Origin of the sequence: Streptomyces sp. NPDC102278 (assembly GCF_044766345.1) — a bacterium.
In the GTDB taxonomy this organism is placed as follows: Bacteria; Actinomycetota; Actinomycetes; order Streptomycetales; family Streptomycetaceae; genus Streptomyces.
On the sequence record NZ_JBIWLV010000003.1, the window covers coordinates 523,999 to 547,174 of the forward strand.

At 73.7% G+C, this 23,176-nt stretch carries 20 protein-coding genes, 1 other RNA gene and 1 pseudogene; 13 read left to right on the forward strand and 9 right to left on the reverse strand.

Annotated features, from left to right (window positions below):
• Positions 1 to 13 precede the first annotated feature (13 nt).
• Both ACIRO3_RS11450 and ACIRO3_RS11455 read left to right on the forward strand, forming a co-directional pair.
• The gene (locus ACIRO3_RS11450; protein WP_404134992.1) at positions 14 to 1,219 is read left to right on the forward strand and encodes a lipid-transfer protein; all 1,206 of its coding nucleotides are present in this window, start codon (positions 14 to 16) and stop codon (positions 1,217 to 1,219) included.
• Positions 1,220 to 1,338: 119 nt separating this feature from the next.
• Positions 1,339 to 3,540, forward strand: coding sequence for an FG-GAP repeat domain-containing protein (locus ACIRO3_RS11455; RefSeq protein ID WP_404134995.1), 2,202 nt, complete (start codon positions 1,339 to 1,341; stop codon positions 3,538 to 3,540).
• A 111-nt stretch (positions 3,541 to 3,651) separates the two neighbouring features.
• Here ACIRO3_RS11455 and ACIRO3_RS11460 read toward each other — a convergent pair whose 3' ends face one another.
• Positions 3,652 to 4,011, reverse strand: coding sequence for a DNA-binding response regulator (locus tag ACIRO3_RS11460; RefSeq protein ID WP_361781352.1), 360 nt, complete (start codon positions 4,009 to 4,011; stop codon positions 3,652 to 3,654).
• A 265-nt stretch (positions 4,012 to 4,276) separates the two neighbouring features.
• Between ACIRO3_RS11460 and ACIRO3_RS11465 the strand changes: the two genes are divergently transcribed.
• The 3 genes from ACIRO3_RS11465 to ACIRO3_RS11475 all read left to right on the forward strand — a co-directional run bounded on the left by ACIRO3_RS11465 (position 4,277) and on the right by ACIRO3_RS11475 (position 7,279).
• Positions 4,277 to 5,131: a MaoC/PaaZ C-terminal domain-containing protein gene (locus ACIRO3_RS11465; protein ID WP_404134997.1), complete on the forward strand. Its 855-nt coding sequence runs from the start codon at positions 4,277 to 4,279 to the stop codon at positions 5,129 to 5,131.
• Positions 5,132 to 5,207: 76 nt separating this feature from the next.
• A complete protein-coding gene (locus ACIRO3_RS11470; protein ID WP_404135000.1) occupies positions 5,208 to 6,284 on the forward strand; it encodes a Zn-dependent alcohol dehydrogenase in 1,077 nt (358 codons plus the stop codon).
• A gap of 23 nt (positions 6,285 to 6,307) precedes the next feature.
• Complete coding sequence (locus tag ACIRO3_RS11475; RefSeq protein ID WP_404135003.1) at positions 6,308 to 7,279, forward strand: 3-oxoacyl-ACP reductase; 972 nt, start codon at positions 6,308 to 6,310, stop codon at positions 7,277 to 7,279.
• A gap of 74 nt (positions 7,280 to 7,353) precedes the next feature.
• Here the strand turns inward: ACIRO3_RS11475 and ACIRO3_RS11480 are convergent, their stop codons facing one another.
• Positions 7,354 to 8,502 (reverse strand): hypothetical protein, encoded by a 1,149-nt coding sequence (locus ACIRO3_RS11480; RefSeq protein WP_404135006.1) that lies wholly within the window; start codon positions 8,500 to 8,502, stop codon positions 7,354 to 7,356.
• A gap of 278 nt (positions 8,503 to 8,780) precedes the next feature.
• On the opposite strand from ACIRO3_RS11480, the gene ACIRO3_RS11485 reads away from it, so the two are divergent.
• The 3 genes from ACIRO3_RS11485 to ACIRO3_RS11495 all read left to right on the forward strand — a co-directional run bounded on the left by ACIRO3_RS11485 (position 8,781) and on the right by ACIRO3_RS11495 (position 11,685).
• Positions 8,781 to 9,638 (forward strand): Nif3-like dinuclear metal center hexameric protein, encoded by an 858-nt coding sequence (locus tag ACIRO3_RS11485; protein WP_404135009.1) that lies wholly within the window; start codon positions 8,781 to 8,783, stop codon positions 9,636 to 9,638.
• Positions 9,639 to 9,982: 344 nt separating this feature from the next.
• Entirely contained in the window at positions 9,983 to 10,378 is a 396-nt protein-coding gene (locus ACIRO3_RS11490) for a C4-type zinc ribbon domain-containing protein (RefSeq protein WP_361781366.1), read from the forward strand.
• Complete coding sequence (locus ACIRO3_RS11495) at positions 10,378 to 11,685, forward strand: bifunctional RNase H/acid phosphatase (RefSeq protein WP_404135013.1); 1,308 nt, start codon at positions 10,378 to 10,380, stop codon at positions 11,683 to 11,685. Before ACIRO3_RS11490 ends, ACIRO3_RS11495 begins: the two co-directional genes overlap by 1 nt.
• A gap of 82 nt (positions 11,686 to 11,767) precedes the next feature.
• On the opposite strand, the gene rnpB is transcribed toward ACIRO3_RS11495, so the two are convergent.
• An RNA gene (gene rnpB / locus ACIRO3_RS11500) (RNase P RNA component class A) lies at positions 11,768 to 12,169 on the reverse strand.
• A gap of 77 nt (positions 12,170 to 12,246) precedes the next feature.
• Between rnpB and ACIRO3_RS11505 the strand changes: the two genes are divergently transcribed.
• Together ACIRO3_RS11505 and ACIRO3_RS11510 are read left to right on the forward strand one after the other, a co-directional pair.
• Entirely contained in the window at positions 12,247 to 12,981 is a 735-nt protein-coding gene (locus ACIRO3_RS11505; RefSeq protein ID WP_366000262.1) for a MerR family transcriptional regulator, read from the forward strand.
• Complete coding sequence (locus ACIRO3_RS11510; protein ID WP_404135017.1) at positions 12,978 to 13,817, forward strand: hypothetical protein; 840 nt, start codon at positions 12,978 to 12,980, stop codon at positions 13,815 to 13,817. The genes ACIRO3_RS11505 and ACIRO3_RS11510 overlap by 4 nt, the downstream gene beginning before the upstream one ends.
• Positions 13,818 to 13,901: 84 nt before the next feature.
• Here the strand turns inward: ACIRO3_RS11510 and ACIRO3_RS11515 are convergent, their stop codons facing one another.
• Complete coding sequence (locus ACIRO3_RS11515; protein WP_404135020.1) at positions 13,902 to 14,144, reverse strand: helix-turn-helix domain-containing protein; 243 nt, start codon at positions 14,142 to 14,144, stop codon at positions 13,902 to 13,904.
• 619 nt (positions 14,145 to 14,763) lie between these two features.
• Complete coding sequence (locus ACIRO3_RS11520) at positions 14,764 to 16,206, reverse strand: RNB domain-containing ribonuclease (RefSeq protein WP_404135023.1); 1,443 nt, start codon at positions 16,204 to 16,206, stop codon at positions 14,764 to 14,766.
• 102 nt (positions 16,207 to 16,308) lie between these two features.
• Between ACIRO3_RS11520 and yaaA the strand changes: the two genes are divergently transcribed.
• Positions 16,309 to 17,109, forward strand: a complete 801-nt coding sequence (gene yaaA / locus ACIRO3_RS11525; RefSeq protein WP_404135026.1) for a peroxide stress protein YaaA — start codon at positions 16,309 to 16,311, stop codon at positions 17,107 to 17,109.
• A 91-nt stretch (positions 17,110 to 17,200) separates the two neighbouring features.
• On the opposite strand, the gene ACIRO3_RS11530 is transcribed toward yaaA, so the two are convergent.
• Both ACIRO3_RS11530 and ACIRO3_RS11535 read right to left on the reverse strand, forming a co-directional pair.
• Positions 17,201 to 17,950, reverse strand: coding sequence for a bifunctional DNA primase/polymerase (locus ACIRO3_RS11530; protein ID WP_404135029.1), 750 nt, complete (start codon positions 17,948 to 17,950; stop codon positions 17,201 to 17,203).
• A gap of 155 nt (positions 17,951 to 18,105) precedes the next feature.
• A complete protein-coding gene (locus tag ACIRO3_RS11535; protein WP_361781387.1) occupies positions 18,106 to 18,774 on the reverse strand; it encodes a TetR/AcrR family transcriptional regulator in 669 nt (222 codons plus the stop codon).
• Between the two features lie 103 nt (positions 18,775 to 18,877).
• On the opposite strand from ACIRO3_RS11535, the pseudogene ddaH reads away from it, so the two are divergent.
• Positions 18,878 to 19,714 (forward strand): annotated as a pseudogene (gene ddaH, locus ACIRO3_RS11540) (dimethylargininase); the annotation flags it as partial.
• Between the two features lie 75 nt (positions 19,715 to 19,789).
• Here the strand turns inward: ddaH and ACIRO3_RS11545 are convergent.
• Positions 19,790 to 20,809: a small ribosomal subunit Rsm22 family protein gene (locus ACIRO3_RS11545; RefSeq protein WP_404135032.1), complete on the reverse strand. Its 1,020-nt coding sequence runs from the start codon at positions 20,807 to 20,809 to the stop codon at positions 19,790 to 19,792.
• 85 nt (positions 20,810 to 20,894) lie between these two features.
• A complete protein-coding gene (locus ACIRO3_RS11550) occupies positions 20,895 to 22,229 on the reverse strand; it encodes a multidrug effflux MFS transporter (RefSeq protein ID WP_404135034.1) in 1,335 nt (444 codons plus the stop codon).
• Between the two features lie 107 nt (positions 22,230 to 22,336).
• Between ACIRO3_RS11550 and ACIRO3_RS11555 the strand changes: the two genes are divergently transcribed.
• Positions 22,337 to 23,098 (forward strand): SDR family oxidoreductase, encoded by a 762-nt coding sequence (locus tag ACIRO3_RS11555; RefSeq protein ID WP_404135037.1) that lies wholly within the window; start codon positions 22,337 to 22,339, stop codon positions 23,096 to 23,098.
• Positions 23,099 to 23,176: the final 78 nt, after the last annotated feature.

The window sequence follows — 23,176 nt, forward strand, 5'->3', positions numbered from 1 at the left end:
GGCGGTAGGGCACATGAAGTCGTACATCGTGGGCGTCGGCATGACGAAGTTCGAGAAGCCGGAGTCGAGGGACTGGCAGTACTGGGACATGGTGCGCGAGGCCGGATCCGCGGCGCTGGCCGACGCGGGCATCGGGTACGACCTGGTGGAGCAGGTGCCGGTGGGCCACTGCTTCCAGGCCTCCACCGCCGGCCAGCGGGCCGTGTACGAACTGGGGCTGAGCGGCGTCCCCGTCTACAACGTCAACAACAACTGCGCGACGGGCGCCACGGCGCTGATGATGGCCCGGCAGTTCGTCGAGGGCGGGATCAACGACTGCGTGCTGGCGCTCGGCTTCGAGAAGATGAAGCGGGGCGCGCTGGGCGGCGGAGCCGACGGCGGCGACTTCAAGTCCTCCCCGGTCGCCCGGCACTACGGGATCATGGCCACCGGACACGGCTTCGAGATGTCCCCGCCCACCGCGCAGATCTTCGGCAACGCGGCGCGCGAGCACATGGAGCGGTACGGCACCACGGCCGCGCAACTGGCGGCCGTCGGCGAGAAGAACCACCGGCACTCGGCGAACAACCCGCACGCGCAGTTCCAGGACGTGTACTCGGTCGAGGAGATCCTCGCGGCGAAGCCGATCCACGCGCCACTGACGAAGCTCCAGTGCTCGCCGACCTCCGACGGGGCCGCGGCCGCCCTGGTGGTGTCGGAACGGTTCGTCGTCGCGCACGGCCTCCACGACAAGGCGGTGGAGATCGTCGGCCAGTCGATGACCACGGACACCGCCGAGTCCTTCGCGTCGGGGTCCTGCATCGACGTGGTCGGCAAGCCCATGTCGGCGGCGGCCGGCCGGGCCGTCTGCGAGGCGTCGGGGCTCGGCATCGAGGACGTGGACGTCATCGAACTTCACGACTGCTTCTCGATCAACGAACTGCTGACCTACGAGGCGCTCGGCATGTGCGCGGAAGGGGCCTCGGGCAAACTCGTCGAGAGCGGGGCCACGACCCACGGCGGACGGTGGGTGGTCAACCCGTCGGGCGGTCTGATCTCGAAGGGGCACCCGCTGGGCGCGACGGGGCTGGCGCAGGCGGCGGAACTGGTCTGGCAGCTGCGCGGCGAGGCCGGCGCCCGACAGGTCCCAGGGGCCCGCGTCGGCCTGGCCCACAACATCGGCCTGGGGGGCGCGGCGGTCGTGACCCTGCTGCGTCGCGAGACCCCGCCGTCGAAGTAGCGCCGCTCAGCCGGGGGTCGGTCGATCGGGAACCAGACACGCGTACAACTTTTCGCCACATCAGGAGTCACACAGGTGTGGCGCATGGTGCGCCTGGTGCTCTTGAGGGAGAAGTGAACGTGGCTCACGCCCGCTCGACCCGGCGGCGGATCCTCGCCGCCACCACCGTCGTTCTCGCCGTCACGCTCGGCGCCGGCGCGCTCTGCGCCCCGGCGAACGCCGCCGCCACCCCGGCCGGCGCGACGGCGAAGGCGGCCGCGGCGAAGACCGCCGCCGACGCCATCGGCTTTCCGAAGAACTCCAAGCTGACCGACGCCGGACTGACCGGCTTCGTGTCGAGGCAGGAGGGAACGTTCGACAAGCGCTGGACGCGCTACTCGAACGGCGCCTCGCAGGGCTACGGCTCCACCACCGTCCTGCGGTCCTCCAAGACCGCGGACTACCTGGTCTTCCCCATGCACTACCAGGTTACCCTCCGGAACCTGAGCACGATGTCCGCGCTCGACGTCCCCGTCGGATCGGCCGGCGGCGGCGCCGCGTACGCCGGATCGGCGGCCGACGCCGTCTTCACGACGTCCGCGGACGGCACCGTGCTGCGCAAGCACACGCACCCCACGGAGGGGAACGGCACCGTGACCGTCACCGGCCTCCCGGCGGGCGCGAGCGGCATCGCGGTCGCCCCGGGCACCCCGGAGGACGCCTACGTCACGTTCACCGTCGGCACGGTCGCGAAGTGGGGCCTGCTCGACCTCGCCACGGGCGCCGTCGACGAGATCCACGACCGTACGCCCGGCGCCGCCGGCGGCGCCGTCGCCGTCTCGCAGACGCACGTCGCCTGGACCGAGGGCGACGCCACCGACAAGCCGGCGGTGTTCCTCATGGAGCGGGCCACCGGGACCGTCCGCGAGGTCCCCGTCGAGGACGCGTGGTCCAACGACCTCCAGATCGGCCTGGTCGGCGGCTGGGTGGTGTACGGCGAGGCGGGCGGCCTCTCCAACGCCGACACCAACCCGCTGTACGCCCCCACCGCGTACGACCCGGCCACCGGGACGAAGGTGAAGCTGCTCGACCACCTCACCTCGTCCGCGGCCACCCCCGACGGCCTGTACGTGCGCGGAGGCACCGTCGCCCAGGGCGAGGGCCTCTACAAGATCGTGCCCGGTGCGGGCGGGACGCCGTCCGTCACCCTGGTGGCCACCACCGGCGAGCCCACCAAGGTCGTCGTCACCGAGAACCGGGTCCCCGCCGTCGTCGACCTGGACCAGAACGGCGGCGAGATCCACCTCGGTTGGGGACTGTCCCGGAGCACCGCCGAGGCGGATCTCACCCTGCGCCACGTCCGGACCGGCCTGACCCGGGCACTCTCGATCAGGCACCCCGAGACCCCGGACGCGACGTTCCGCTGGGACGGCACGATCGGAGCGGACCGCGCGAGCGCGTACAACGGCGACTACACCTGGGAGTTGGCTGTCCGGCCGCTGAACGGCATCGGCCCGTCCACGACCGCCTCCGGCACGTTCACCGTCACCCGCAAGAGCGCGCCGCACGACTTCGACGACAACGGCAGCACGGACGTGCTCTCCCGCGACGCCTCCGGCCGGCTGTGGCGCAGCGACACCACCTTCTCCAAGGAGTTCGGCCAACTGACGGCCCAGCCGCGCCAATCGCTCGGCGCCGGCTGGGACGTCTTCGACCGGATCGAGGCGACGGGGGACCTCGGCGAATCGGCGTTCGGCGACCTCGTGGCCCGGGACAAGGCCGGCGTGCTGTGGCTCTACCCCGGCACGGGCCGCGGCGGATTCGGCACCCGCGTCAAGATCGGCGGGGGCTGGCAGATCTACGACAAGATCGCCGCCGGCAGCGACCTGAACGCAGACGGGCGCGCCGACCTGCTCGCCACCGACACCGCCGGGGCGCTCTGGCTCTACAAGGGCACCGGCTCCGCCACCGCCCCGTTCGCCGCGCGGACGAAGCTCGGCGAGGGCTGGGGGATCTACAACGAGCTCACGGCCGTCGGCGACATCGCGGACACCCCGGCGGGCGACCTCCTCGCCCGGGACAAGGCCGGTGTCCTGTGGCTGTACGCGGGCAAGGGCGACGGGACCTTCGCGCCGCGTACGAAGCTCGGCGCCGGCTGGAACGAGTACGGCCAACTCGTCGGCATCGGCGACGGCGACCGCGACGGCCGCCCCGACCTGCTCGCCTCCGGAGCGGCGGCGCAGTACCTCTACGGGGGCACGGGCAACGTGAACGCGCCCCTGCGGGGCAGGCAGCTCGCGTCCCTGCCGAACGTGAACGACCCCGGCAGTCTCATCGCCTGACCACCCCGCCCGACCCGGCCGCCCCGGCCGCGCCCCCACCCGGGGGTGCGGCCGGGGCGGTCCGCGTTCCGGGGCGCGGATGGCGGATGGCGGATGGCCGATGGCGGGGCGTTAGGGGCCCGCCAGGGCCGGGTCGACGACCGTCTCCCCCCGCGAGGCGCGACGGACGGACTCCGCCAGCTCCTCGATCGGGCCGTCGCGCAGGATCAGCCCCGCCGCCCCCGCGGCCAGGACGGCGTCCCGCAGCCCCGGATGCGCGGACCCCGTCATCAGCAGGACGGCGCACTCCGGATCGTCGGCCAGCAGGGCCGCCGCCGCGTCCAGTTCCTCGACCAGGGCCACCGCGGGACGGCTCATGGCCGAGGCCACCACGTCGATGTCCGGTTGCAGGCCGAGCCGCAGCGCCAGGGCCGGGTTCGGCGGATCCAGCAGCACCCGCAGCGATCGGGCGGGTCGGGAGGCAACGGGCATTTCGTCCACCCTGCCAGGGTAGGCCCCCCGTCCCGTCGGGGCAGGACTTCCGTCCGGTCGAAAAGGGATCTGACGTGAAGTCAGGAGTCTTCCCAAGTGCTGGGGCGTGCGTTATACATTCCCTCACCGGCCCTAGAACGCGTTCTAGAACGAGTCGCGGAGTCGGTCCCGCATACGACCTCGGTGCGGCCGACGGTGCGGACGGCCGCACCGAGGTCTTCCACTCGGTGGAAGCACGAACGACACACAAGGAGCAGCATCCTCAATGCCGATCGATGCCGCGAAGGCCCTCGCCGCCGCCCCCCGCCGGGGGGACATCGCCTGGGACCACAAGGACATCCAGCTCTACCACCTCGGCCTCGGCGCCGGCCGCCCGGCCACCGACCCCGACGAGCTGCGCTACACCCTTGAGTCCAAACTCCACGTCCTGCCCAGCTTCGCCACCGTCGCCGGCGCCGGCATGGCGATGCTCGGCGGCCTCGCCGCCCCCGGGATCGACGTGAACCTCGCCGCCGTCCTGCACGGCGGACACTCCATCGAGCTGCACCGGCCGATCCCCGTCAAGGGACAGGCCACCTCCAGTTCCCACGTCGCCGCCATCCACGACAAGGGCAAGGCGGCCGTGATCGTCCTGCGCTCCGAGGTCGGCGACGCCGACGGGCCGCTGTGGACCAGCGACGCGCAGATCTTCGTACGCGGCGAAGGCGGCTTCGGCGGGGAGCGCGGCCCCTCCGTCAAGGAGGAGGCGCCCGACCGGGAGCCCGACCGGACCGTCGAGCGGCACATCCGCGAGGAGCAGGCACTGCTCTACCGGCTGTCGGGCGACTGGAACCCGCTGCACGCCGACCCGGAGTTCGCCAAACCGGCCGGCTTCGACCGGCCGATCCTGCACGGCCTGTGCTCGTACGGGATGACCCTCAAGGCCGTCGTCGACGCCGCGCTGGGCGGCGACGTCACCCGGGTCCGCGCCTACCGCACACGCTTCGCCGGGATCGTCTTCCCCGGCGAGACCCTGCGCATCCGGATGTGGGAAGAACCCGGCCGGGTGCGGGTGTCGGTGACCGCCGTCGAACGGGACGACGCGCCGGTCCTCGCCGACACCGTCGTCACACACGCGTAAGCGCAGAGCACGCGTGAGCGCAGAGCACGCGTGAGCGTCGGGCACGCGCCCACCACACGACCCAAGGAGCCGCACCGTGCGCGCAGCACTGCAGAGCGAGATCGGTCAGGACAAGCTCGAAGTCGTCGACGACATGGAGGCCGTGGGTTTCGGCCCCGGCAAGGTCAGGATCCGGATCAAGGCCACCGGCCTGTGCCACTCCGACCTCTCCGCGATGAGCGGCGTACTGCCGCAGCCGGCCCCCTTCATACCCGGCCACGAGGGATCGGGCGTGATCACGGACGTCGGCGACGGGGTCACCGGCCACACGATCGGTGACCGGGTCCTGGTCTGCTGGCTGCCGCCGTGCGGGCACTGTCCCTCCTGCAAGCGGGGCCAGGGCCACCTGTGCCTGGAGGCGTTCGGGAACGTCGCCACCCCCAACTTCCGGCGCGGGAGCGACGACATCTTCGGCTTCGCCGGCACCGGCACCTTCGCCGAGGAGATGGTCGTCCCCGCCGGGTGCGCCGTACCGATCCCCGACGACGTCCCCTTCGACATCGCCGCCCTGATCGGCTGCGGCGTCACCACCGGACTCGGCGCCGCCATCAACACGGCCAAGGTCGAAGCCGGCTCCTCGGTCGCCGTCATCGGCTGCGGCGGCGTCGGCATCTCCGTCATCCAGGGCGCCAAGGTGCAGGGCGCCGCCCAGATCGTCGCCGTCGACCCGGTCGCCTCACGGCGCGAGGCGGCGCTGCGCTTCGGGGCGACCGAGGCGGTCTCCCCGGACGCCTTCGGCGACTCCAGGAACCGGATCACCGCGGGCGAGGGCTTCGACTACGTCTTCGAGGTGGTCGGCAAGTCCGCGACCACGCAGATCGCCTACGAGATGACCCGCCGCGGCGGCTCCGTCGTCGTGGTCGGCGCGGGCGCCCTCGACGACACCTACTCGATCAACATGTTCTCGCTGTTCTTCGACGAGAAGAAGATCCTGCCGTCGATGTACGGAGGCGGGGACGTCCTGCGGTCGTACGAGCGCACCATCGCCCTGTGGCGGGCCGGGCGGGTGGACCTCGCGGGCCTGATCACCCACCGGGTCCGGCTCGGCGAGATCAACGACGCCCTCGACCAGATGCGCACCGGCGTCGCCCTGCGCACCTGCATCGAACTCTGAAGCCCGAGAGAGGAACCGTACGGATGTCACTGCCACTTGAGGGACTCTCCGCGATCGTCACGGGGGCGGGCCGGGGCCTCGGCCGGGCGGAGGCGATCGAACTCGCCCGGCTCGGCGCGAGCGTGGTCGTCAACGACTTCGGCCAACCCGGCCGCGACGGCTCGGGGGAGGCCTCGGCCGCCCCGGCGCAGGAGGTGGCCGCGGAGATCCGCGCGGCGGGCGGAGCCGCCGTCGCCCACCTCGGCGACGTCGCCGACTTCGAGCAGGCCCGCGAACTGGTCGAACTGGCCGTGAGCAGCTTCGGCAAGCTCGACGTCCTCGTCAACAACGCGGGCATCCTGCGCGACCGGATGGTCTTCTCGATGTCGGAGGCCGAGTGGGACTCGGTGATCCGGGTCCACCTCAAGGGGCACTTCAACACCACGCACTTCGCCTCGGTGCACTGGCGCGAACGTTCCAAGGCGGCCGGCGGCCCGGTCTACGGCCGGATCGTCAACACCTCGTCCGAGGCCTTCCTCGGCGGTTCGGCGGGCCAACCGAACTACGCGGCGGCCAAGGGCGGCATCGTCGGCCTCACCACCTCCACCGCCCTGGCCCTCGCCAAGTACGGGGTGACGGCCAACGCGATCTGCCCGCGCGCCCGCACCCGCATGACCGAGGACGTCTTCGCCGGCTTCCAGGTCCCGCAGGACGGCAGACTCGACGCCCTCGCCCCCGAGCACGTCTCCCCGCTCGTCGGCTACCTGGCCTCGCCGGCCTCGGCGAAGGCCAACGGGCAACTGTTCGTGGTGCACGGCGGGATCGTCGTCGTGATGGACCGCCCCAAGCCGGCGGCGAAGTTCGACACCACCAAGGAGGCCTTCTCCTACGAGGAACTCGACGAGGTCCTCACCCCGCACTACGACGCCCGCCCGGCGAACGAGACCTTCGCGGCCACGGAGGTGCTGGGCCTCAAGCACGACCGACCCGCACACGACCGGCCCGCACACGACTGACCCGCGACCGACACGCACCCGACCGACCCGCACCCGACCGACCCGCGGGCCGCCGGCGCCCCGCGTACGGGCCCTCAGCGCAGCGGTGCCTGCTGGAGCGGCACCGGGCGGGGCGCCGCCGGCGGGGCCGGGTCCACGTGCACGGGTGCCGCTGCCGCCGCCACCGGCTCCGCCTCGACCGGCTCCGAGCCGGCCGGGGCCACCCGGACCGGGGGCGGCGGGGCGCTCGGCCGGGCCAGGGTGGCCACGCCGCAGGGGACCTCCGGCGTGGCGTACGGGAGGCGCAACCGGCCCTCGGCGGTCCACAGCCCGCCACCGAGCCAGCCCACCGGGGCGGCCGACCGGAAGACCCGCCGGTCGGCGGGCCGCCACAAGACGATCCCCTCGGGCACGCGCAGCGCCACCGCGCAGGTCTCCGGCATCAGCGCCTGACCCGGCTGCACCGCGAACGGCACCGCGTCCGCCGGCCGCAGGCACTCCGGGAAGCGGACCGGGCGGGAACTGCCCAGGACCCCCCAGCCGAGCCGGGGCTCGCCCGGCGCGTCCGAACGGATCAGCAGCAGGCCGCTGTCCGGGGCCGCCGACACCAACCGGTCGTCGCTGTCCTGCGAGATCTGCAGCAGCGGGGTGACCTCCCCGCCCCGACCCAGGTCCACGGCCACGGTCTTGGTGCGGCCGTCCAGTTCACGGTCCAGGGCCAACAGGCGGCCCGTCCGGTCCAGCCAGGCGCCGCCCGAACAACGACCGGGTACGCGAGCCACGCGCTCCGGGCCGAACGCGCTCCCGGCCACCTGCCAGACGGTGGTCTCGTCCGCCCCCACCTCCAGGGCGAAGGCGTGGACGCCGTCCGGGGACGGCGGCAGCAGGCTCACCCGTACGTCCCCGGTCGCCGGCTGCACGGCCCCCAGCGGCCGTTCCCCGGTGCGCGGGCCCCCGCCGCCCGCGGACCCGACGGCCCCCGTCGGGTACAGCAGCGCGAACGCGTGCCGGTCCGCGACCCGGCGGTGGATCAGCACCCGCCCGTCGGCGAGCGGCGACACCTCGCTGTCCGCCTCCTCCGGCTGCGAGAGCGGCAGCGGCACCGCGTACGGCTCGGGTCCGGAGAGGGTCCAGCGCTCCGGGTAGCGGGCCTCGCCGTCCCCGGCCAGCCGGGCCGCGTACGACCCGTCCGCGGCGATCGTGAACGGGGCCGTCGTCGTCATTTCGATGGCACAGACAGTCATCCGGGCCGTCACCTCCGGTGAGGAAGCTAGTTTTCGCGCCTCTCACCGAACAACACCAGCAACCGCGCTTCACACGTACGGGTGGCCGGGCGCTCGTTCACCCCTGGCCGAGACCGACAGTGTGCTGTGTCATTTCGGGCGGTTTGGGGTGAGGGAGGCGGGTCCCTGGACTCTCCCCGGACGTTCGGCGCAGACACCCCGCGACACCCGGCGACCCCCCGCCGGGACGGCCCGACGTCGAGCACGGGGCCGGTCCGGGCGGACGGTAGCCTTGGGCCGTGCCCCGTCTCTCTGAAGTCATCGCCGCGCTGGACGTTCTCTGGCCCCCCTCGCGGGCCGAGGAGTGGGACGCGGTCGGAACCGTCTGCGGCGATCCCGACGCCGAGATCTCCCGCGTCCTGTTCGCCGTGGACCCCGTCCAGGAGATCATCGACGAAGCCGTGAAGCTGGGCGCCGACCTGGTCGTCACCCACCACCCCCTCTACCTGCGGGGCACCACCACCGTCGAGGCGGGCACCGTCAAGGGCCGCGTCGTGCACACGCTGATCAAGAACGACATCGCGCTGCACGTCGCCCACACCAACGCCGACACCGCCGACCCCGGGGTCTCCGACGCCCTCGCCGGCGCCCTCGACCTGCGCATCACCGGCCCCCTGGTCCCGGACCCCACCGACCCCGAGGGCCGTCGCGGCCTCGGCCGGATCTGCGAACTGGACCACCCCGAGACCCTGCGCGAGTTCGCCGCCCGCGCCGCCGCCTGGCTGCCGGACACCGCCCAGGGCATCCGCGTCGCGGGCGACCCGGACGCGCCGATCCGCACCGTCGCCGTCAGCGGCGGCTCCGGCGACAGCCTCTTCGAGCACGTCCGCGCCGCGGGCGTGGACGTCTTCCTCACCTCCGACCTGCGCCACCACCCGGCGTCCGAGGCCCGCGGGCAGAGCCCGCTCGCCCTCGTCGACGCCGCCCACTGGGCCACCGAGTGGCCCTGGTGCGAGCAGGCCGCCGCGCAGCTCGACGCGATCTCCGAGCGCCACGGCTGGGGTCTGCGGACCCACGTCTCGCGCACGGTCACCGACCCGTGGACGGCGCACGCGCCGTCCGTGACCTCCCCTTCTAACCCTGGAGCCCCCAACTGAACGCCGAGCCCGCCGACCAGATCCGACTTCTCGACGTCCAGGCCCTGGACGTCCGGCTGTCTCAGCTCGCCCACAAGCGCAAGTCGCTGCCCGAGCACGCCGAGGTCGACACCCTGACCAAGGACCTCACCCAGCAGCGCGACCTGCTCGTCGCCGCCCAGACCCAGGCGAAGGACGCCGCCCGCGAGCAGACCAAGGCGGAGCAGGACGTCGACCAGGTCCGCTCGCGCGCGGCCCGCGACCAGCAGCGGCTCGACTCGGGCGTCGGCGTCTCGGCCCGCGACCTGGAGAACCTCCAGCGCGAGGTCGTCCTGCTCGCCAAGCGCCAGGGCGACCTGGAGGACGTGGTCCTGGAGGTCATGGAGCGGCTGGAGGCCACGCAGGGGCGCGTCACCGAGCTGACCGAGCGGGTCGCCTCGCTGGAGGTCAAGGTCGCGGACGCCACCGAGCGCCGTGACGCGGCCACCGGTGAGATCGACGCCGAGGTCGCCGGCATCGCCAAGGACCGCGAGGTCATCGTCGGCGCCATGCCGCAGGCGCTCATGGCGCTGTACGAGAAGATCCGCGTCAAGCAGGGCGGCGTCGGCGCCGCGCGCCTGTACCAGCGCCGCTGCGAGGGCTGCCGCCTGGAACTCGACATGGCCGAGGTCAACGAGATCAAGGCCGCGGCCCGCGACCAGGTCGTCCGCCACGAGAACTGCGGCCGCATCCTCGTCCGTACGGCCGACTCGGGCATCTGATGCCGCGGTTTGTCGTGGAAGCGGACGGCGGCTCCCGGGGCAACCCGGGGCCCGCCGGCTACGGCGCGGTCGTCCTCGACCCGGCGACGGGGGAGACCCTGGCCGAGCGCGCCGAGTACATCGGCGTCGCGACGAACAACGTGGCGGAGTACAAGGGCCTGATCGCCGGGCTGCGCGCCGCGCACGAACTGGCGCCGGACGCGGTGGTCCTCGTCCGCATGGACTCCAAGCTGGTCGTCGAGCAGATGTCGGGGCGCTGGAAGATCAAGCACCCGGACATGAAGCCCCTCGCGGCGCAGGCGGCGAAGATCCTGCCCCGCTCGCAGGTGACGTACGAGTGGATCCCGCGCGAGGAGAACAAGCACGCGGACCGGCTCGCCAACGAGGCCATGGACGCCGGCAAGCGCGGCGGGCAGTGGGAGCCGTCGGGCTCCACGGCCGTCTTCGACCGGAGCGCCGCGCGCGCCCTGGCGACCCCGCCGGTCTCCGGACCGCCCGGGGACGCCGCGGCCGGCGCGGCCGCCGTCCGGGCGGCGCTCGCCGCCTCGGCGGCCCCGGGCGCGACCGCCGACACCCTGTTCGCGGAGCCCGACCGGTTCGCGGAACCCGACCCGTTCGCCGAGTCCGCCGAGGAGGCTGCGGCCGCCGCGCCGACGACCGGCGCCGGCTGGGGCCCCGACCTCGGCGCGCCCGCGACCCTGGTGCTGCTGCGGCACGGCGAGACCGCCCTGACCCCGCAGAAGCGCTTCTCCGGCAGTGGGGGCACCGACCCCGAACTCTCCCCGGCCGGCCGTCGGCAGGCCGCCGCGGTCGCCGAGGCGCTGGCCGCGCGGGGCACCGTACAGGCCGTCGTCAGCTCCCCGCTGCGACGCTGCCGGGAGACCGCCCAGGCGGTCGCCGACCGGCTCGGCCTGCCGGTGGCGATCGAAGAGGGCCTGCGCGAGACGGACTTCGGCGCGTGGGAGGGCCTGACCTTCGCCGAGGTGCGGGACCGCTTCCCCGACGACCTCCAGGCCTGGCTGGACTCCCCGAGGGCCGCCCCCACGGGCGGCGGCGAGAGCTTCGCCGTCGTCACCCGCCGGGTCTCGGCCGCGCGCGACCGGCTGGTGTCCGCGCACGCGGGCCGGACGGTGCTGGTCGTCACGCACGTGACCCCGGTCAAGACGCTGGTGCGCCTCGCGCTCGGCGCCCCGCCGGAGTCCCTGTTCAAGATGGAGCTGTCCGCGGCCTCCCTCTCGGCGGTGGCGTACTACGCCGACGGCAACGCCTCGGTGCGGCTGCTGAACGACACCGGCCACCTGCGCTGACACCGTCGCGCGCCCCGCCCGGGGCCGCCCGCCCACACAAAACCGCCCTGGCCGGGGAAACCCCTGGTCAGGGCGGTGGCGCAGAACGACACAAGCTGTACGCCGGGTTCTGTCGCCCGGTGACCTCGCGGTCGCCGGGGAGACGGCCATCCATCTAGGACCGGCGTTGCCGCCGGCCTCGTGCGGTCTACCCGCGGACTCGGGCGGGCAGCCCTCGATCGTCCGCGCAGAGCCGTCCGGAGACGACTCCTCTTGACCTTGCTCCGGGTGGGGTTTACCTAGCCGCCTGAGTCACCTCAGGCGCTGGTGGTCTCTTACACCACCGTTTCACCCTTACCGAGGACCGAAGTCCCCGGCGGTCTGTTTTCTGTGGCACTGTCCCGCGGGTCACCCCGGGTGGCCGTTAGCCACCACCCTGCCCTGTGGAGCCCGGACGTTCCTCGGCGGGATCCGAGGATCCCGACGCGGCCGCCCGCTTGTGTCGTTCTGCGTGACGACCATGCTACCGGCACCCCCGCGCTCGCTTGACCTTGACGTAGCGGCAGGGTTTCTACTGGCCTCATGCGGATCGGAGAGATCGCCGCGCTCGTCGGGCTCACCACCCGGGCGATCCGGCACTACCACCATGTCGGGCTGCTCCCGGAACCGGAGCGGCGCCCCAACGGATACCGGGCCTACACCGTGCGCGACGCGGTCCTGCTGGCCCGGGTACGCCGGCTCACCGAGATCGGGCTGAGCCTCGACGAGGTCCGGGACGTCCTCGCGGACGACGCGGGCCGCGAACTGGCCGACGTACTGGCGGAACTGGACGCCGACCTGGCCCGGCAGCAGGCCGAACTGGCCGCCCGCCGCCAGCGCCTCGCCCTGCTGCTCGCCGCCCCGCCCGGGGAGGTCGAGCCGCTGTCGCCGGCGCTCGCCGCCCTGCTCTCCAAGGCTCCGGCGACGGACTCGCCCAGCGCCGCGCTGGACCGCGAACACCTCACGCTGCTCGACGGCACGGGCGCGCTCGGCGAGGAGGTCTACGCCCTGCTCGGGACACTGGCCGCCGATCCGGCCGTCCTCGGCCTGTACGAGCGACTCGACGCGCTGGCCGACGCGCGAAGCGACGACCCGCGGATCGTCCCCCTCGCCGAGGCCCTGGTGGCGGCCGTGCCCGACGAGGTGTTCGCGGCGATCCCGTCGCAGGGGCCGGTTCCGCACGGGTTCAAGGAGGCGCTGCTCGCGGAGTACCCGCCGGCGCAGGCGGAAGTCGTGCGCCTGGTCATGGAGGGGTTCATCGAAAGGGGTAGGGGATGAGGGCGGTCCGGGCGGCCCGGGCGGCGGCGGCCGTCGTCGTACCGGGGGAACTCGCGCTGGTGGTGTGCCTGGTGGCCGGGGTGCGGCCGCCCGGTTGGGTGCCGGTCGCGGCCGAGGCGCTGGTGCTCGGGGTGCTGCTGCTGGAGGCCCGGGTGCTGCGCGGACTGTACGTCGAGCGGCGCGAGCGGGGCGCCGCCCCCGGGCAGGCCTGGCGGGGAGCGGTGCGCGAGGTGGTCCCGGTCCCCGTCCGGCTGCTGCTGCTGCACGAACTGCGGGCCGCGGCCTCGCTGGGGCGGTGGCTCGGGCGCCGTGCGCCGCACGGCGTCGCCGCCGGCGACGTGCCCGCCGGGTACACCGGCCCGCAGACGGCCATGATGTACGGGCTGCTCTTCGTGTCGGTGATCGAGACCGTCGCGCTCGCCCACCTGATCCCCTGGCCGGCCGTGCACCGGGTGGTGCTCGTGCTCGACGTGTACGGGGTGGTGCTGCTCCTCGCGATGCACGCCGCCTGCGTGGTGCGACCGCACGTGGTCGGCGCCGACGGATCCCTGCGGATCCGGTACGGGGCCCTGTTCGACCTCACCGTCCCGCCGGACGCGGTGGCCTCGGTCCGGGTCGAGCGCCGCTACCCCGAAGGCCGGCTGGTCACCCTGGACGAGGACGAGGGGCTCCTCGACCTGATCGTCGGAAGCCAGACCTCGGTGACGCTGGAACTGAATCGCCCGGTGCCCTTCGTCCGTCCGCTGGGCGGGGCCGCCCGGGCCCGCACTATCCGCTTCCACGCCGACGATCCGCGCGCGCTGGTCACCGCACTGCGCCGGCTCACACCCCCGTGACGAGCCGACGCAGCGCGGGGTCCTGCGCCGAGCGTGGCAAGTCGCGGCGGCCCTGTCTTGTCAAAAACGGCACGCGCGGCCGATTCACAGCAGCACGCTCGTGATCCAACCCGGCGTCCGGTCCAGCGCCGACCCCGGAGGCAGGCCCCCGCGCAGCGACGCGAAACGGGCGGGCGGCAACCCCGTCATGGCCTTCACGTCGCGGCCCGGGTGGGCCTGGTCGTGGTAGCCGCAGGCCGCCGCGACCCGGGCGGGCGCCTCCCCGGCCGCGAGCCGGCGCAGCGCGTGCTGGAGGCGGAACACCCGGGCGACGGCCTTCGGCGACAACCCGACCTGCTCGCGGAACCGGACCCGCAGCGTGCGGGCGCTCCAGCCCGATCCTCGAAGTGCACCATGGGATGCCGAACAGCCGGTAGGCGCCCAGCGGGCTCATGTTCACCTCCAGGCCGTGCACCCGGCCCGCGTGCACCCCGAGCGCCGGACCGTTGCGGGGGCCGCTGATCAGGGCGCGGGAGGCGGGCATCAGCCGGGCCGCGCCGAGCCCGTCGCCCGTGAGCCCGGTGCCCCCGCCGTCGGCCCCGAGGGGGTTGGCGCCCGCTCCGGTGCGGGCCACCCACAGGCCCTCGCTGAAGGTGAAGATGAGCGTGACGAGACCGGTGGGCAGCTCCAGCCGGCGCCGGGGGACCGTGAACTCGGTACGGAATCCCGTGTAGTTGACGATGTGGGGGCGCAGCGCGGGAGCCGGCGGTCGGGTCAGGGGCCGGATCGGTGTCCGCGCGGGCCGGGGCGGGGGAGGACGGAGCGCCGACGGGCGCGCGGGAAGGTCGACGGCATCCATCCGCTGTCCCTCCCCCGAGGCGTCGCACGGCTCCGGTCCTGCGGCGCCGTGGGCCGATGATGACAGGAGCCGGGGCCGGTGGCCATGGCCGACGGCGGTCGGAGCGGGTCAGGCCGGGGCGAACAGGATCCGCGCCGTCCCCAGGTCGGCCTCGGTCAGTCGGACCCTGATGCGTTCGCCGAGCGGCAACGCGTCGGCCGGGGACTCGACGCGGCCGACCACCGCCGGTTCCTCCAGGTGGACCGTGCCCACCAGCGGCTCCCGTTCCTTGACGTCGATGACCACCGCCTCGAAGGTGTCGCCGACGTGCCCCGCGAGCAGGGCGGCCTCGACCAGGTTCACGGACTCCCGTTCCACGGTGTTGGCCAGCCGGTTGCCCTCCGCCATCTCGCGGGGGAGCCCCTCCAGCGCGTCGAGCGCCCACGCGGGCGGCGCGACGCCGGCCGCCGCCGCGACGCACAGCTCGCCGGTGTAGCGGTCGACGAGCCGCCGCAGGGGAGCGGTGCAGTGCGTGTACGGGGCGGCCACCGCCGCGTGCAGCAGGGGATCGGGGGTCCGCCCCTCGGTGAAGACCGTGTACCCGGCGCCGCGCAGCAGGGTCGTGCACTCCTGGAGGAAGGCGGCGTGGTTCGGCAGCCGAGGGTCGAGGGAGCGGACGAGTTCGGCGTACGGGACGTGGTGGGGCCAGTCGATCCGCAGGGCCTTCGCCACCCGGTGCAGCCGGCCCACCGCGCCGTCGGGGGCGGAGGGGAGGGTGCGCAGGATGCCGGCGCCGGCGGCGAGCATCAGTTCGGCGGCCGCCATGCCGGTCATCAGCGACATCTGGGCGTTCCAGCCGTCGGCCGGCAGCGGCATCCGGTAGGCGGGGGTGTACGCGCCGTCGTGTTCGACGATCTCCTGGTCGGGCACGTTGAGGGAGATTCCGCCGCGTTCGGTCTCCAGTGCCTCGCGGCGCACCCCGATGTCCTTGAGCAGCGCCACGGCCTCCTCCGCGGTACCGGAGTCGATGGCCCGCTGGACGCCGGCGTAGTCGAGCTTGGCGCGGCTGCGGACCAGGGCGCGCCGCACCTCGGTGGTCTCCACCCGGCCGTCGCCGTCCAGGTCGAACCGCCACAGGAGCGCGGGCGCGTCCTGGTCGGGCAGCAGGCTCGCCGCGCCGTCCGAGAGCACGGCCGGGTGCAGGGGCACCTTCCCGTCGGGGAAGTACAGGGTGGTGACACGGCGGTGCGCCTCGACGTCGAGGGCGCCGCCGGGGGTGACGAAGGCGGCGACGTCGGCGATGGCGTAGTGCACGCGGTAGCCGCCGCCGGGCCGCCTCGCCAGGTGCATGGCCTGGTCGAGGTCGAGGGAGGTCGGCGGGTCGAGGGTGAAGAGGGGGAGGTCGGTGGCGTCGTGCTCCGGCAGGCGCGGGTCCCGCGCGACCCGCTCCGCCTCGGCGAGGACCTCGGCGGGGAACTCCCGCGGCACGTCGAGCTTCGTCCGCAGGTCACGCAGTGCGGCCCGCAGTGCAGCCCCGTCTGCGCCGGTCATGTGCAGGTGACGGCGTGGCATGGACCGAGCCTATGGCCGGGCGGCCTTGCCGGCGCGTCGAGCCGTCTACCCTGGCTCGGGGGCCGCACCCCCTGCGCCGTGTCGTACTGAAGGAGAACCACCGTGCTCGTGCTGCTGCCGCCCTCCGAGGGAAAGGCCGCCGGAGGCTCCGGCGCACCGCTGAAGCCGCAGACGTTGTCGCTGCCGGCACTGGCCGGGGCGCGGGCGGCGGTCCTGGAGGAACTGGTCGAGCTGTGCGTCGGCGACGAGTCCAAGGCGCGCGAGGTCCTGGGCCTCAGCGAGGGGCTGCGGGGGGAAGTCGCGAAGAACGCCGGGCTGCGGACGGCCGTCGCGCGACCGGCCGGCGAGATCTACACCGGGGTCCTCTACGACGCGCTCGGCCTGGCCACCCTGCCCGAGTCCGCCGCCCTGGCCGCCGAGCGGTCGCTGCTGGTGTTCTCGGGGCTGTGGGGCGCGGTACGGGTCACCGACCGCATCCCGTCCTACCGGTGCTCCATGGGCGTCAAACTGCCGGGCCTGGGGGCGCTGGGCGCGTACTGGCGGGAGCCGATGGCGACGGCGCTGCCGGCCGCCGCCGGGGACGGACTGGTGCTGGACCTGCGGTCCTCGGCCTACGCCTCCGCGTGGAAGCCCAAGGGCGAGGTCGCGGGCCGGACCGCCACGGTGCGGGTGCTGCACGCGCAGATGGTGGACGGCGTGGAGAAGCGGTCGGTGGTCAGCCACTTCAACAAGGCCACCAAGGGACGGCTGGTCCGGGACCTGTTGCTCGCCGGGGCGGCCCCGGGGTCGCCCGCGGAACTGGTGACGGCCCTGCGCGACCTCGGCTACGCGGTGGAGGCCGAGGCCCCCGCGAAGCCGGCGAAGGCGTGGTCCCTCGACGTGGTCGTGACGCAGATCCACTGAGCGGCCGGCTCCCGCGGCCCGCCCGGACCCCGCGCCCGGACCCCGCGCCCGAGGAACGCGGGCGGGGCCGGTACGGCCCGGAACCGCGCTCTCAGCGTCCCAGGGGCCAGGCGACGGCGGCCGGCGTCTGGGCGGCGGTGCCCGCGTAGAGGGCGCAGGCGTCCGTGAGTGTCTCCAGCAGCGTCAGCGGGTCCGGCAGCGGGTGCTCCATGCCGCGCAGCCAGCCGACGGAGAGGTCACCGGGGAGGGCGGCCGGCGGGACCAGGACGTAGCTGCCCCGGCAGTGCCAGCGCAGGCCCGGGTGCTCGTCCATCGTCTCGGGGTGGCAGTCCAGCTCGCACGGCCACCACTCGTCCTCGTCCTCCGGGGTGCCCCGGGTGGCGGTGAAGAACAGCATCCGCGCCTGTTCGCCCGTACCGCCGGACTCGGCGACCGGGCCCACCTCGACGCCGGCGGCCAGCAGCCGGGTGAGCGCGTCGCGTCCGGCCTCCAGCGGGACGTCCAGGACGTCGTGGACCATGCCGGTCGCGGTGATGAAGTTGGCCTGGGGCTCGTTGCGCGCCCACCGCTCGATCTGCGCGCGGTCGGTGGTCGACTGGGTCTGCCAGGCGAAGGAGACGGGGTGCCGCGCCGGAGTGGGACAGCCGATGCGGTCGCACGAACAGCGGTAGCCGGCGGGATGGGCGGCGGGGGCGATCGGGAGGCCCGCGGCGGCGACGGCCAGCAGCAGGGCTTCGCGTTCCTTGCCGGGGTCCTCCGGAGTGGGTTTCGGCCGGCGGCGCAGCCACTGGGAAATCCTGCTCTGCTCGCCGCGTTGGACGCGGCCGGACTCAGACCCCATCAATCCCCTCACCTCACCGTTGCCCCGGCAGACCCTCACATGGTCCCACCATCCCGGACTCCGGGTGACCGCACCCCCGAACTCGGGGGGCCCACATAACCACAGAATCAGGCCATATGTTCTCGGCCCCCGGTACGGCCCCGGCCGGCCGACTGTCAGGCGGTGACTTTTCCCACCCCGCCGACGCCGCGCAGCACCGTGTCCACGAGGGCGTCCGCGTAGGCGTGCGTGAGCGGCGCCGTCCGCATGAGCCAGCGGTGCGTCAGCGGCCCCACCAGCAGTTCCACCGTCAGCCGCAGATCGGCGTCCGGCGCGATCCGGCCCGCCTCCCGCGCCGTTCGCAACCGTGCCTCGTACAGGGCGAGCCGGGGCTCCAGCAGCTCCTCGGTCATACGTGCGCCCAGCTCCGCGTCCGTGGCGCCGGCGGCGGTCAGGGCGCGCGCGGCGGCCCCGTACTTCTCGTCGTTGAACTCGTCCACCGTCGCCCGCAGGACGTGCTTCAGGTCGCGGGCGAGGTCCCCGGTGTCCGGGAAGCCGGCCCACTCGACGTCCGCCTCCGCCTCGCCGGCCAGCGCGAGCGAGGCGTCCAGCAGCACCGCCGCCTTGGACGGCCACCAGCGGTAGATGGTCTGCTTGCCGACCCCCGCGCGGGCGGCGATGGCCTCGATGGTCAGCCGGTTGTAGCCGACCTCCCCGACCAGGTCGAGGGCGGCGTCCAGGATGGCCCGCCGGGACCGGTCACTGCGGCGGGCGGCGTCCGGGGCCTTCGCCTTCGGGGTGCGGGCCTTGGTGTCCCGCGGCTCCGGTGCAGGGGTGTCGTTCATACGGCCAACGTATCAATGCGAGACGTTTCGTCTTGTGTTTCGGTCATTGAGCTGAACCACCCGGTCAGTTCACTGCGCGGTTCCCCCGCAGGAGAGACGATTCTCTCCTCATCACCGTGAGGAGCCTTCTTTGCGCAGAGACGCCACACCCCGGCGGTACCTGATGTGCCCACCCGCGCACTTCAAGGTCACGTACTCCATCAACCCGTGGATGGACCCCACGAAACCGGTGGACCTGCCCCTCGCACTGGCCCAGTGGGAGGACCTGAGGGACCGCTACCGCGCCCTCGGCCACACCGTCGAGACCCTCGTGCCCGACCCCGACCTGCCCGACATGGTGTTCGCCGCGAACGGCGCCCTGGTCGTCGACGGCCGCGTCCTCGGGGCCCGGTTCGCCTACCCGGAACGCACGGCCGAGGCGGAACGCCACCTCGACTGGTTCCGCGCCCACGGCTTCACGGACATCCGCGAGCCGTCCCACGTCAACGAGGGCGAGGGCGACTTCGCCGTCACCGCCACCTACATCCTGGCCGGCCGGGGCTTCCGGTCCAGCCCCCTCTCGCACGACGAGGCCCAGGAGTTCTTCGGCCGCCCGGTCATCGGCCTCGACCTGGTGGACCCCCGCTACTACCACCTCGACACGGCCCTGTCCGTACTCGACGGGGACGAGGTCATGTACTACCCGCAGGCCTTCTCGCCGGGCAGTCGGGCCGTGCTCAGACGCCTCTTCCCGGACGCCCTCGTCGTGGAGGACCGGGACGCGGCGGCCTTCGGGCTGAACTCCGTCTCGGACGGGCTGCACGTGCTGCTCCCACAGGCCGCGACGGGCCTGCCGGCGCCCCTGCGGGACCGGGGCTTCGAACCGGTCCCGATGGACCTGGGCGAACTGCTCAAGGGCGGCGGCAGCGTGAAGTGCTGCACCCAGGAGCTGCGGATGTAGCGGCGGCCGACGTGGCGCGGGAGGGTCCGCCGCAGACGGACGTCACCGGGCGGGCGAGTCCGGGGGAGACGGACGTCACCGGCCGGGCGGCGGCCACTCCTGTCCCCAGTCGGCGTCCCGCGCAGCCTTGTACAGGTCACCGTGGCGCTTGGTCACGGTGGCCCGGGTCAGGCCCTCGCCCTCGCCCGTCCCCGGCGGACCGCACAGGTCCAGCAGGACGAGCCCCTTGCGGATCTGCGGCCTCCGCGTGATCCGGGAGGTGGCCGGCTCGACGGGGAAGCGGGTCGCGGCCACGTAGGCGAACTTCTCGTCCTCGTACGGCAGGGAGCCGCCCTTGACCTGACGGTGCAGGGAGGAGCGGCTGACCCGGGTCGAGAAGTGACACCAGTCCTGCCCGACCTCGATCGGGCAGGTGCCGTCGTGCGGGCAGGGCGCGGCCACCGTCAGGCCGGCCTCGATCAACTGCTCGCGGGCCTCGCGCAGGCGCAGGTACCCGTCCGGGGTGCCCGGCTCGATCAGCACCACCGCCCGACCGGCGCGCGCGGCCTCCGCGACGACGGCCCGGCGGGACTCCACCGTCAGCTCGCCCAGCACGTACGACACGGTCACCAGGTCCGCGTCGGGCAGCGCGATCCCGGACCCGATGACGGCCCGGCGCCACTCGGCCGCGCGGAGCGCAGGCGAGCCGGAGGCCGCCGCCAGTTCCCGACCCAGGAGCAGCGCGGGTTCCGCCCAGTCCAGCACGGTCGTCTCGCGCGGCCCGTCCCAGGTGGCGTCCACGGCCCAGGTCGCGGATCCGGTGCCGCCGCCCACGTCCACGTGCGAGGCCGGGACCCACTCCGGGGCCGCCTCGGCCAGGCCGTCCAGCGCGGACCGCACCGCCTCGAAGGTGGCCGGCATCCGGTACGCCGCGTACGCAGCCACGTCGGAGCGGTCGCGCAGCACGGGTGCGTCGGTGGGGGTGGTGCCCCGGTAGCTGGCGATGAGCCGCTCCACGGCGGCGCTGGTCTGCTTCGGGGGGAGCCCGGCGAGGAGCCCGCCCAACGCGGACCGGAGGGTGTCGGCGGTGGTGGGTGCGGGGGCGGAGGCGTTCACCCACGAAGTTTACGGCGCCGCGCGGGACCCGATGACGCGGTGGGCGCGCCGCCGGCCCAGGGCCGTCCCCGGGCGGCGCGCGGTCCTACGCGGCGGTCATCGGCGCACGGGTGCGCCACGGCCGGCACAGGCCCAGGAAGCAGGCCACCGCGAGCAGTGAGCAGGACAACTGCACCACCGCCATCGGCACCGCCGTGTCCTCGCCCGCGATCCCGACCAGCGGGGAGGCGATCGCCCCGACCAGGAACGAGGAGGTGCCCAGCAGCGCGGAGGCCGACCCGGCGGCGTGCGGGGTGCGCATCAGCGCCTGCGCGTTGGTGTTCGGCAGCAGCAGGCCCATCGCCGACATCAACACGAACAGCGCGGCGGCCATCGGGATCAGCCCGACCTCCCCGAAGGCCCCGGTGGCCATCAACAGCAGGGCCACCGAGGCGACGGTGATGATCGCGAGCCCGGCGCCGAGGGCCTTGTCCAGGCTGACCCGGCCCACCAGCAGCTTCCCGTTGATCTGACCGACGATGATCAGGCCGACCGAGTTGACGCCGAACAGCAGGCTGAACGCCTGCGGCGAGGCCCCGTAGATCTCCTGCACCACGAAGGGCGAGGCGGAGATGTACGAGAAGAGCACCGCGAAGGCGAACCCGCCGGCGAGGGTGTACCCGGCGAAGACCCGGTCGCCGAGCAGCCCGCGCATGGTGCGCAGCGCCGCGCCGACGCCACCGGTGTGACGGCGCTCGGGAGGCAGGGTCTCGCCGAGCCCCCGCCACACCACGAGGGTGAGCGCCGCGCCGACGGCGGTCAGGACGACGAAGACCCCCCGCCAGTCGGCGACGCGCAGGATCTGGCCGCCGATGAGCGGGGCGATGATCGGGGCCACCCCGGATATGAGCATCAGGGTGGAGAAGAACCGGGCCATCTCGACCCCGTCGTACAGGTCGCGGACGACGGCGCGCGCGATGACGATGGCGGCCGCGCCGGCCAGCCCCTGGAGGAGCCGGAAGGCGATCAGCAGCTCGGTGGTCGGGGCGAGGGCGCAGATCGCGGTGGCCAGGACGTAGACGACCATGCCGATGAGCAGCGGGCGGCGGCGCCCCCACTTGTCGCTCATCGGACCGATGACCAGCTGGCCCAGCGCCATGCCGGCCAGGCAGGCGGTCAGGGTGAGCTGGACGGTGGCGGCCGGGCTGTGCAGGGCGTCGGTGACCTGCGGCAGGGCGGGCAGGTACATGTCCATGGACAGCGGGGGCAGGGCGGTCAACCCGCCCAGGATGAAGGTGACGAGCAGGCCGGTGCGCCGCGCGGCCTTCAACGGCGCCGCGTTCAGCGGGGCGGCGCCGACGGTCGGGACCGCGCCGGCGACGGGGACCGAGTCGTGCGGCGACTCCTCCGAGGGGGCCGTCGAGGGGCCTCTCTCCGACATGCGGAACTCCAGTCTTTTGTCTTCTTTTCGCACCCCTGAGCGATCCATGCTCTCAGCTGTCGGAACGCCCGTGGACCCGTGTCCCGTGTGACGTACCCTGCGGCCCCATGAACGCACGTGGAAACAAGATCGCCGTGGTGACCGGGGCGGGCTCCGGCATCGGCCGCTCCGTCGCCCTCGCCCTGGCCGGCGCCGGCTGGTCGGTGACCGTGGCCGGCCGTCGCCCCGAGCCCCTGGAGGACACCGCGCAGGCGGCCGGCGCCGGCGCGGACGTGCTGTGCGTACCGACGGACGTCAGCCACCCGGACGAGGTCGGCGCCCTGTTCGAGACGGTACGGGACCGCCACGGACGGCTCGACCTGCTCTTCAACAACGCCGGCACCTTCGGCCCGGCCGGTGTCGCGCTGGAGGACATCACGTACGAGGCCTGGCGGTCCGTGGTGGACGTCAACCTCACCGGATCCTTCCTCTGTGCCCAGGCGGCCTTCCGCGTGATGAAGGCCCAGGACCCGCAGGGCGGCCGGATCATCAACAACGGCTCCATCTCGGCGCACGTGCCGCGCCCGAACTCGATCGCCTACACCGCGACCAAGCACGCGATGACCGGCCTGACGAAGTCGCTGTCGCTGGACGGCCGGCCGTACCGCATCGCGTGCGGCCAGATCGACATCGGCAACGCGGCCACCGAGATGACCGAGCGGATGCGGACCGGCATCCTCCAGGCCAACGGGCGACTGGAGGTGGAGCCCGTGATGGACGCCGCCGACGTGGCCCGCACCGTCCTGCACATGGCGGAACTGCCCCTGGAGGCGAACGTGCAGTTCGCGACCGTCATGGCGACCGCCATGCCCTACATCGGACGCGGCTGACCCGCCGCCGCGACCACGCGGGCGCGAACCCGGGACCACGCCGGCGCGGACCCGGGACCACGCCGGGGCGGATCCGGG

What these genes read in the sequence shown, in the direction of transcription:
- ACIRO3_RS11530 (WP_404135029.1), bottom strand. Translation starts at nt 17,950, where the DNA reads ATGGGGTCTGAGTCCGGCCGCGTCCAACGCGGCGAGCAGAGCAGGATT.
- ACIRO3_RS11535 (WP_361781387.1), bottom strand. Translation starts at nt 18,774, where the DNA reads ATGAACGACACCCCTGCACCGGAGCCGCGGGACACCAAGGCCCGCACC.
- ACIRO3_RS11555 (WP_404135037.1), top strand. Translation starts at nt 22,337, where the DNA reads ATGAACGCACGTGGAAACAAGATCGCCGTGGTGACCGGGGCGGGCTCC.
- ACIRO3_RS11465 (WP_404134997.1), top strand. Translation starts at nt 4,277, where the DNA reads ATGCCGATCGATGCCGCGAAGGCCCTCGCCGCCGCCCCCCGCCGGGGG.
- ACIRO3_RS11460 (WP_361781352.1), bottom strand. Translation starts at nt 4,011, where the DNA reads ATGCCCGTTGCCTCCCGACCCGCCCGATCGCTGCGGGTGCTGCTGGAT.
- ACIRO3_RS11520 (WP_404135023.1), bottom strand. Translation starts at nt 16,206, where the DNA reads ATGCCACGCCGTCACCTGCACATGACCGGCGCAGACGGGGCTGCACTG.
- ACIRO3_RS11475 (WP_404135003.1), top strand. Translation starts at nt 6,308, where the DNA reads ATGTCACTGCCACTTGAGGGACTCTCCGCGATCGTCACGGGGGCGGGC.
- ACIRO3_RS11505 (WP_366000262.1), top strand. Translation starts at nt 12,247, where the DNA reads ATGCGGATCGGAGAGATCGCCGCGCTCGTCGGGCTCACCACCCGGGCG.
- ACIRO3_RS11510 (WP_404135017.1), top strand. Translation starts at nt 12,978, where the DNA reads ATGAGGGCGGTCCGGGCGGCCCGGGCGGCGGCGGCCGTCGTCGTACCG.
- ACIRO3_RS11550 (WP_404135034.1), bottom strand. Translation starts at nt 22,229, where the DNA reads ATGTCGGAGAGAGGCCCCTCGACGGCCCCCTCGGAGGAGTCGCCGCAC.
- ACIRO3_RS11495 (WP_404135013.1), top strand. Translation starts at nt 10,378, where the DNA reads ATGCCGCGGTTTGTCGTGGAAGCGGACGGCGGCTCCCGGGGCAACCCG.
- ACIRO3_RS11450 (WP_404134992.1), top strand. Translation starts at nt 14, where the DNA reads ATGAAGTCGTACATCGTGGGCGTCGGCATGACGAAGTTCGAGAAGCCG.
- ACIRO3_RS11480 (WP_404135006.1), bottom strand. Translation starts at nt 8,502, where the DNA reads ATGACTGTCTGTGCCATCGAAATGACGACGACGGCCCCGTTCACGATC.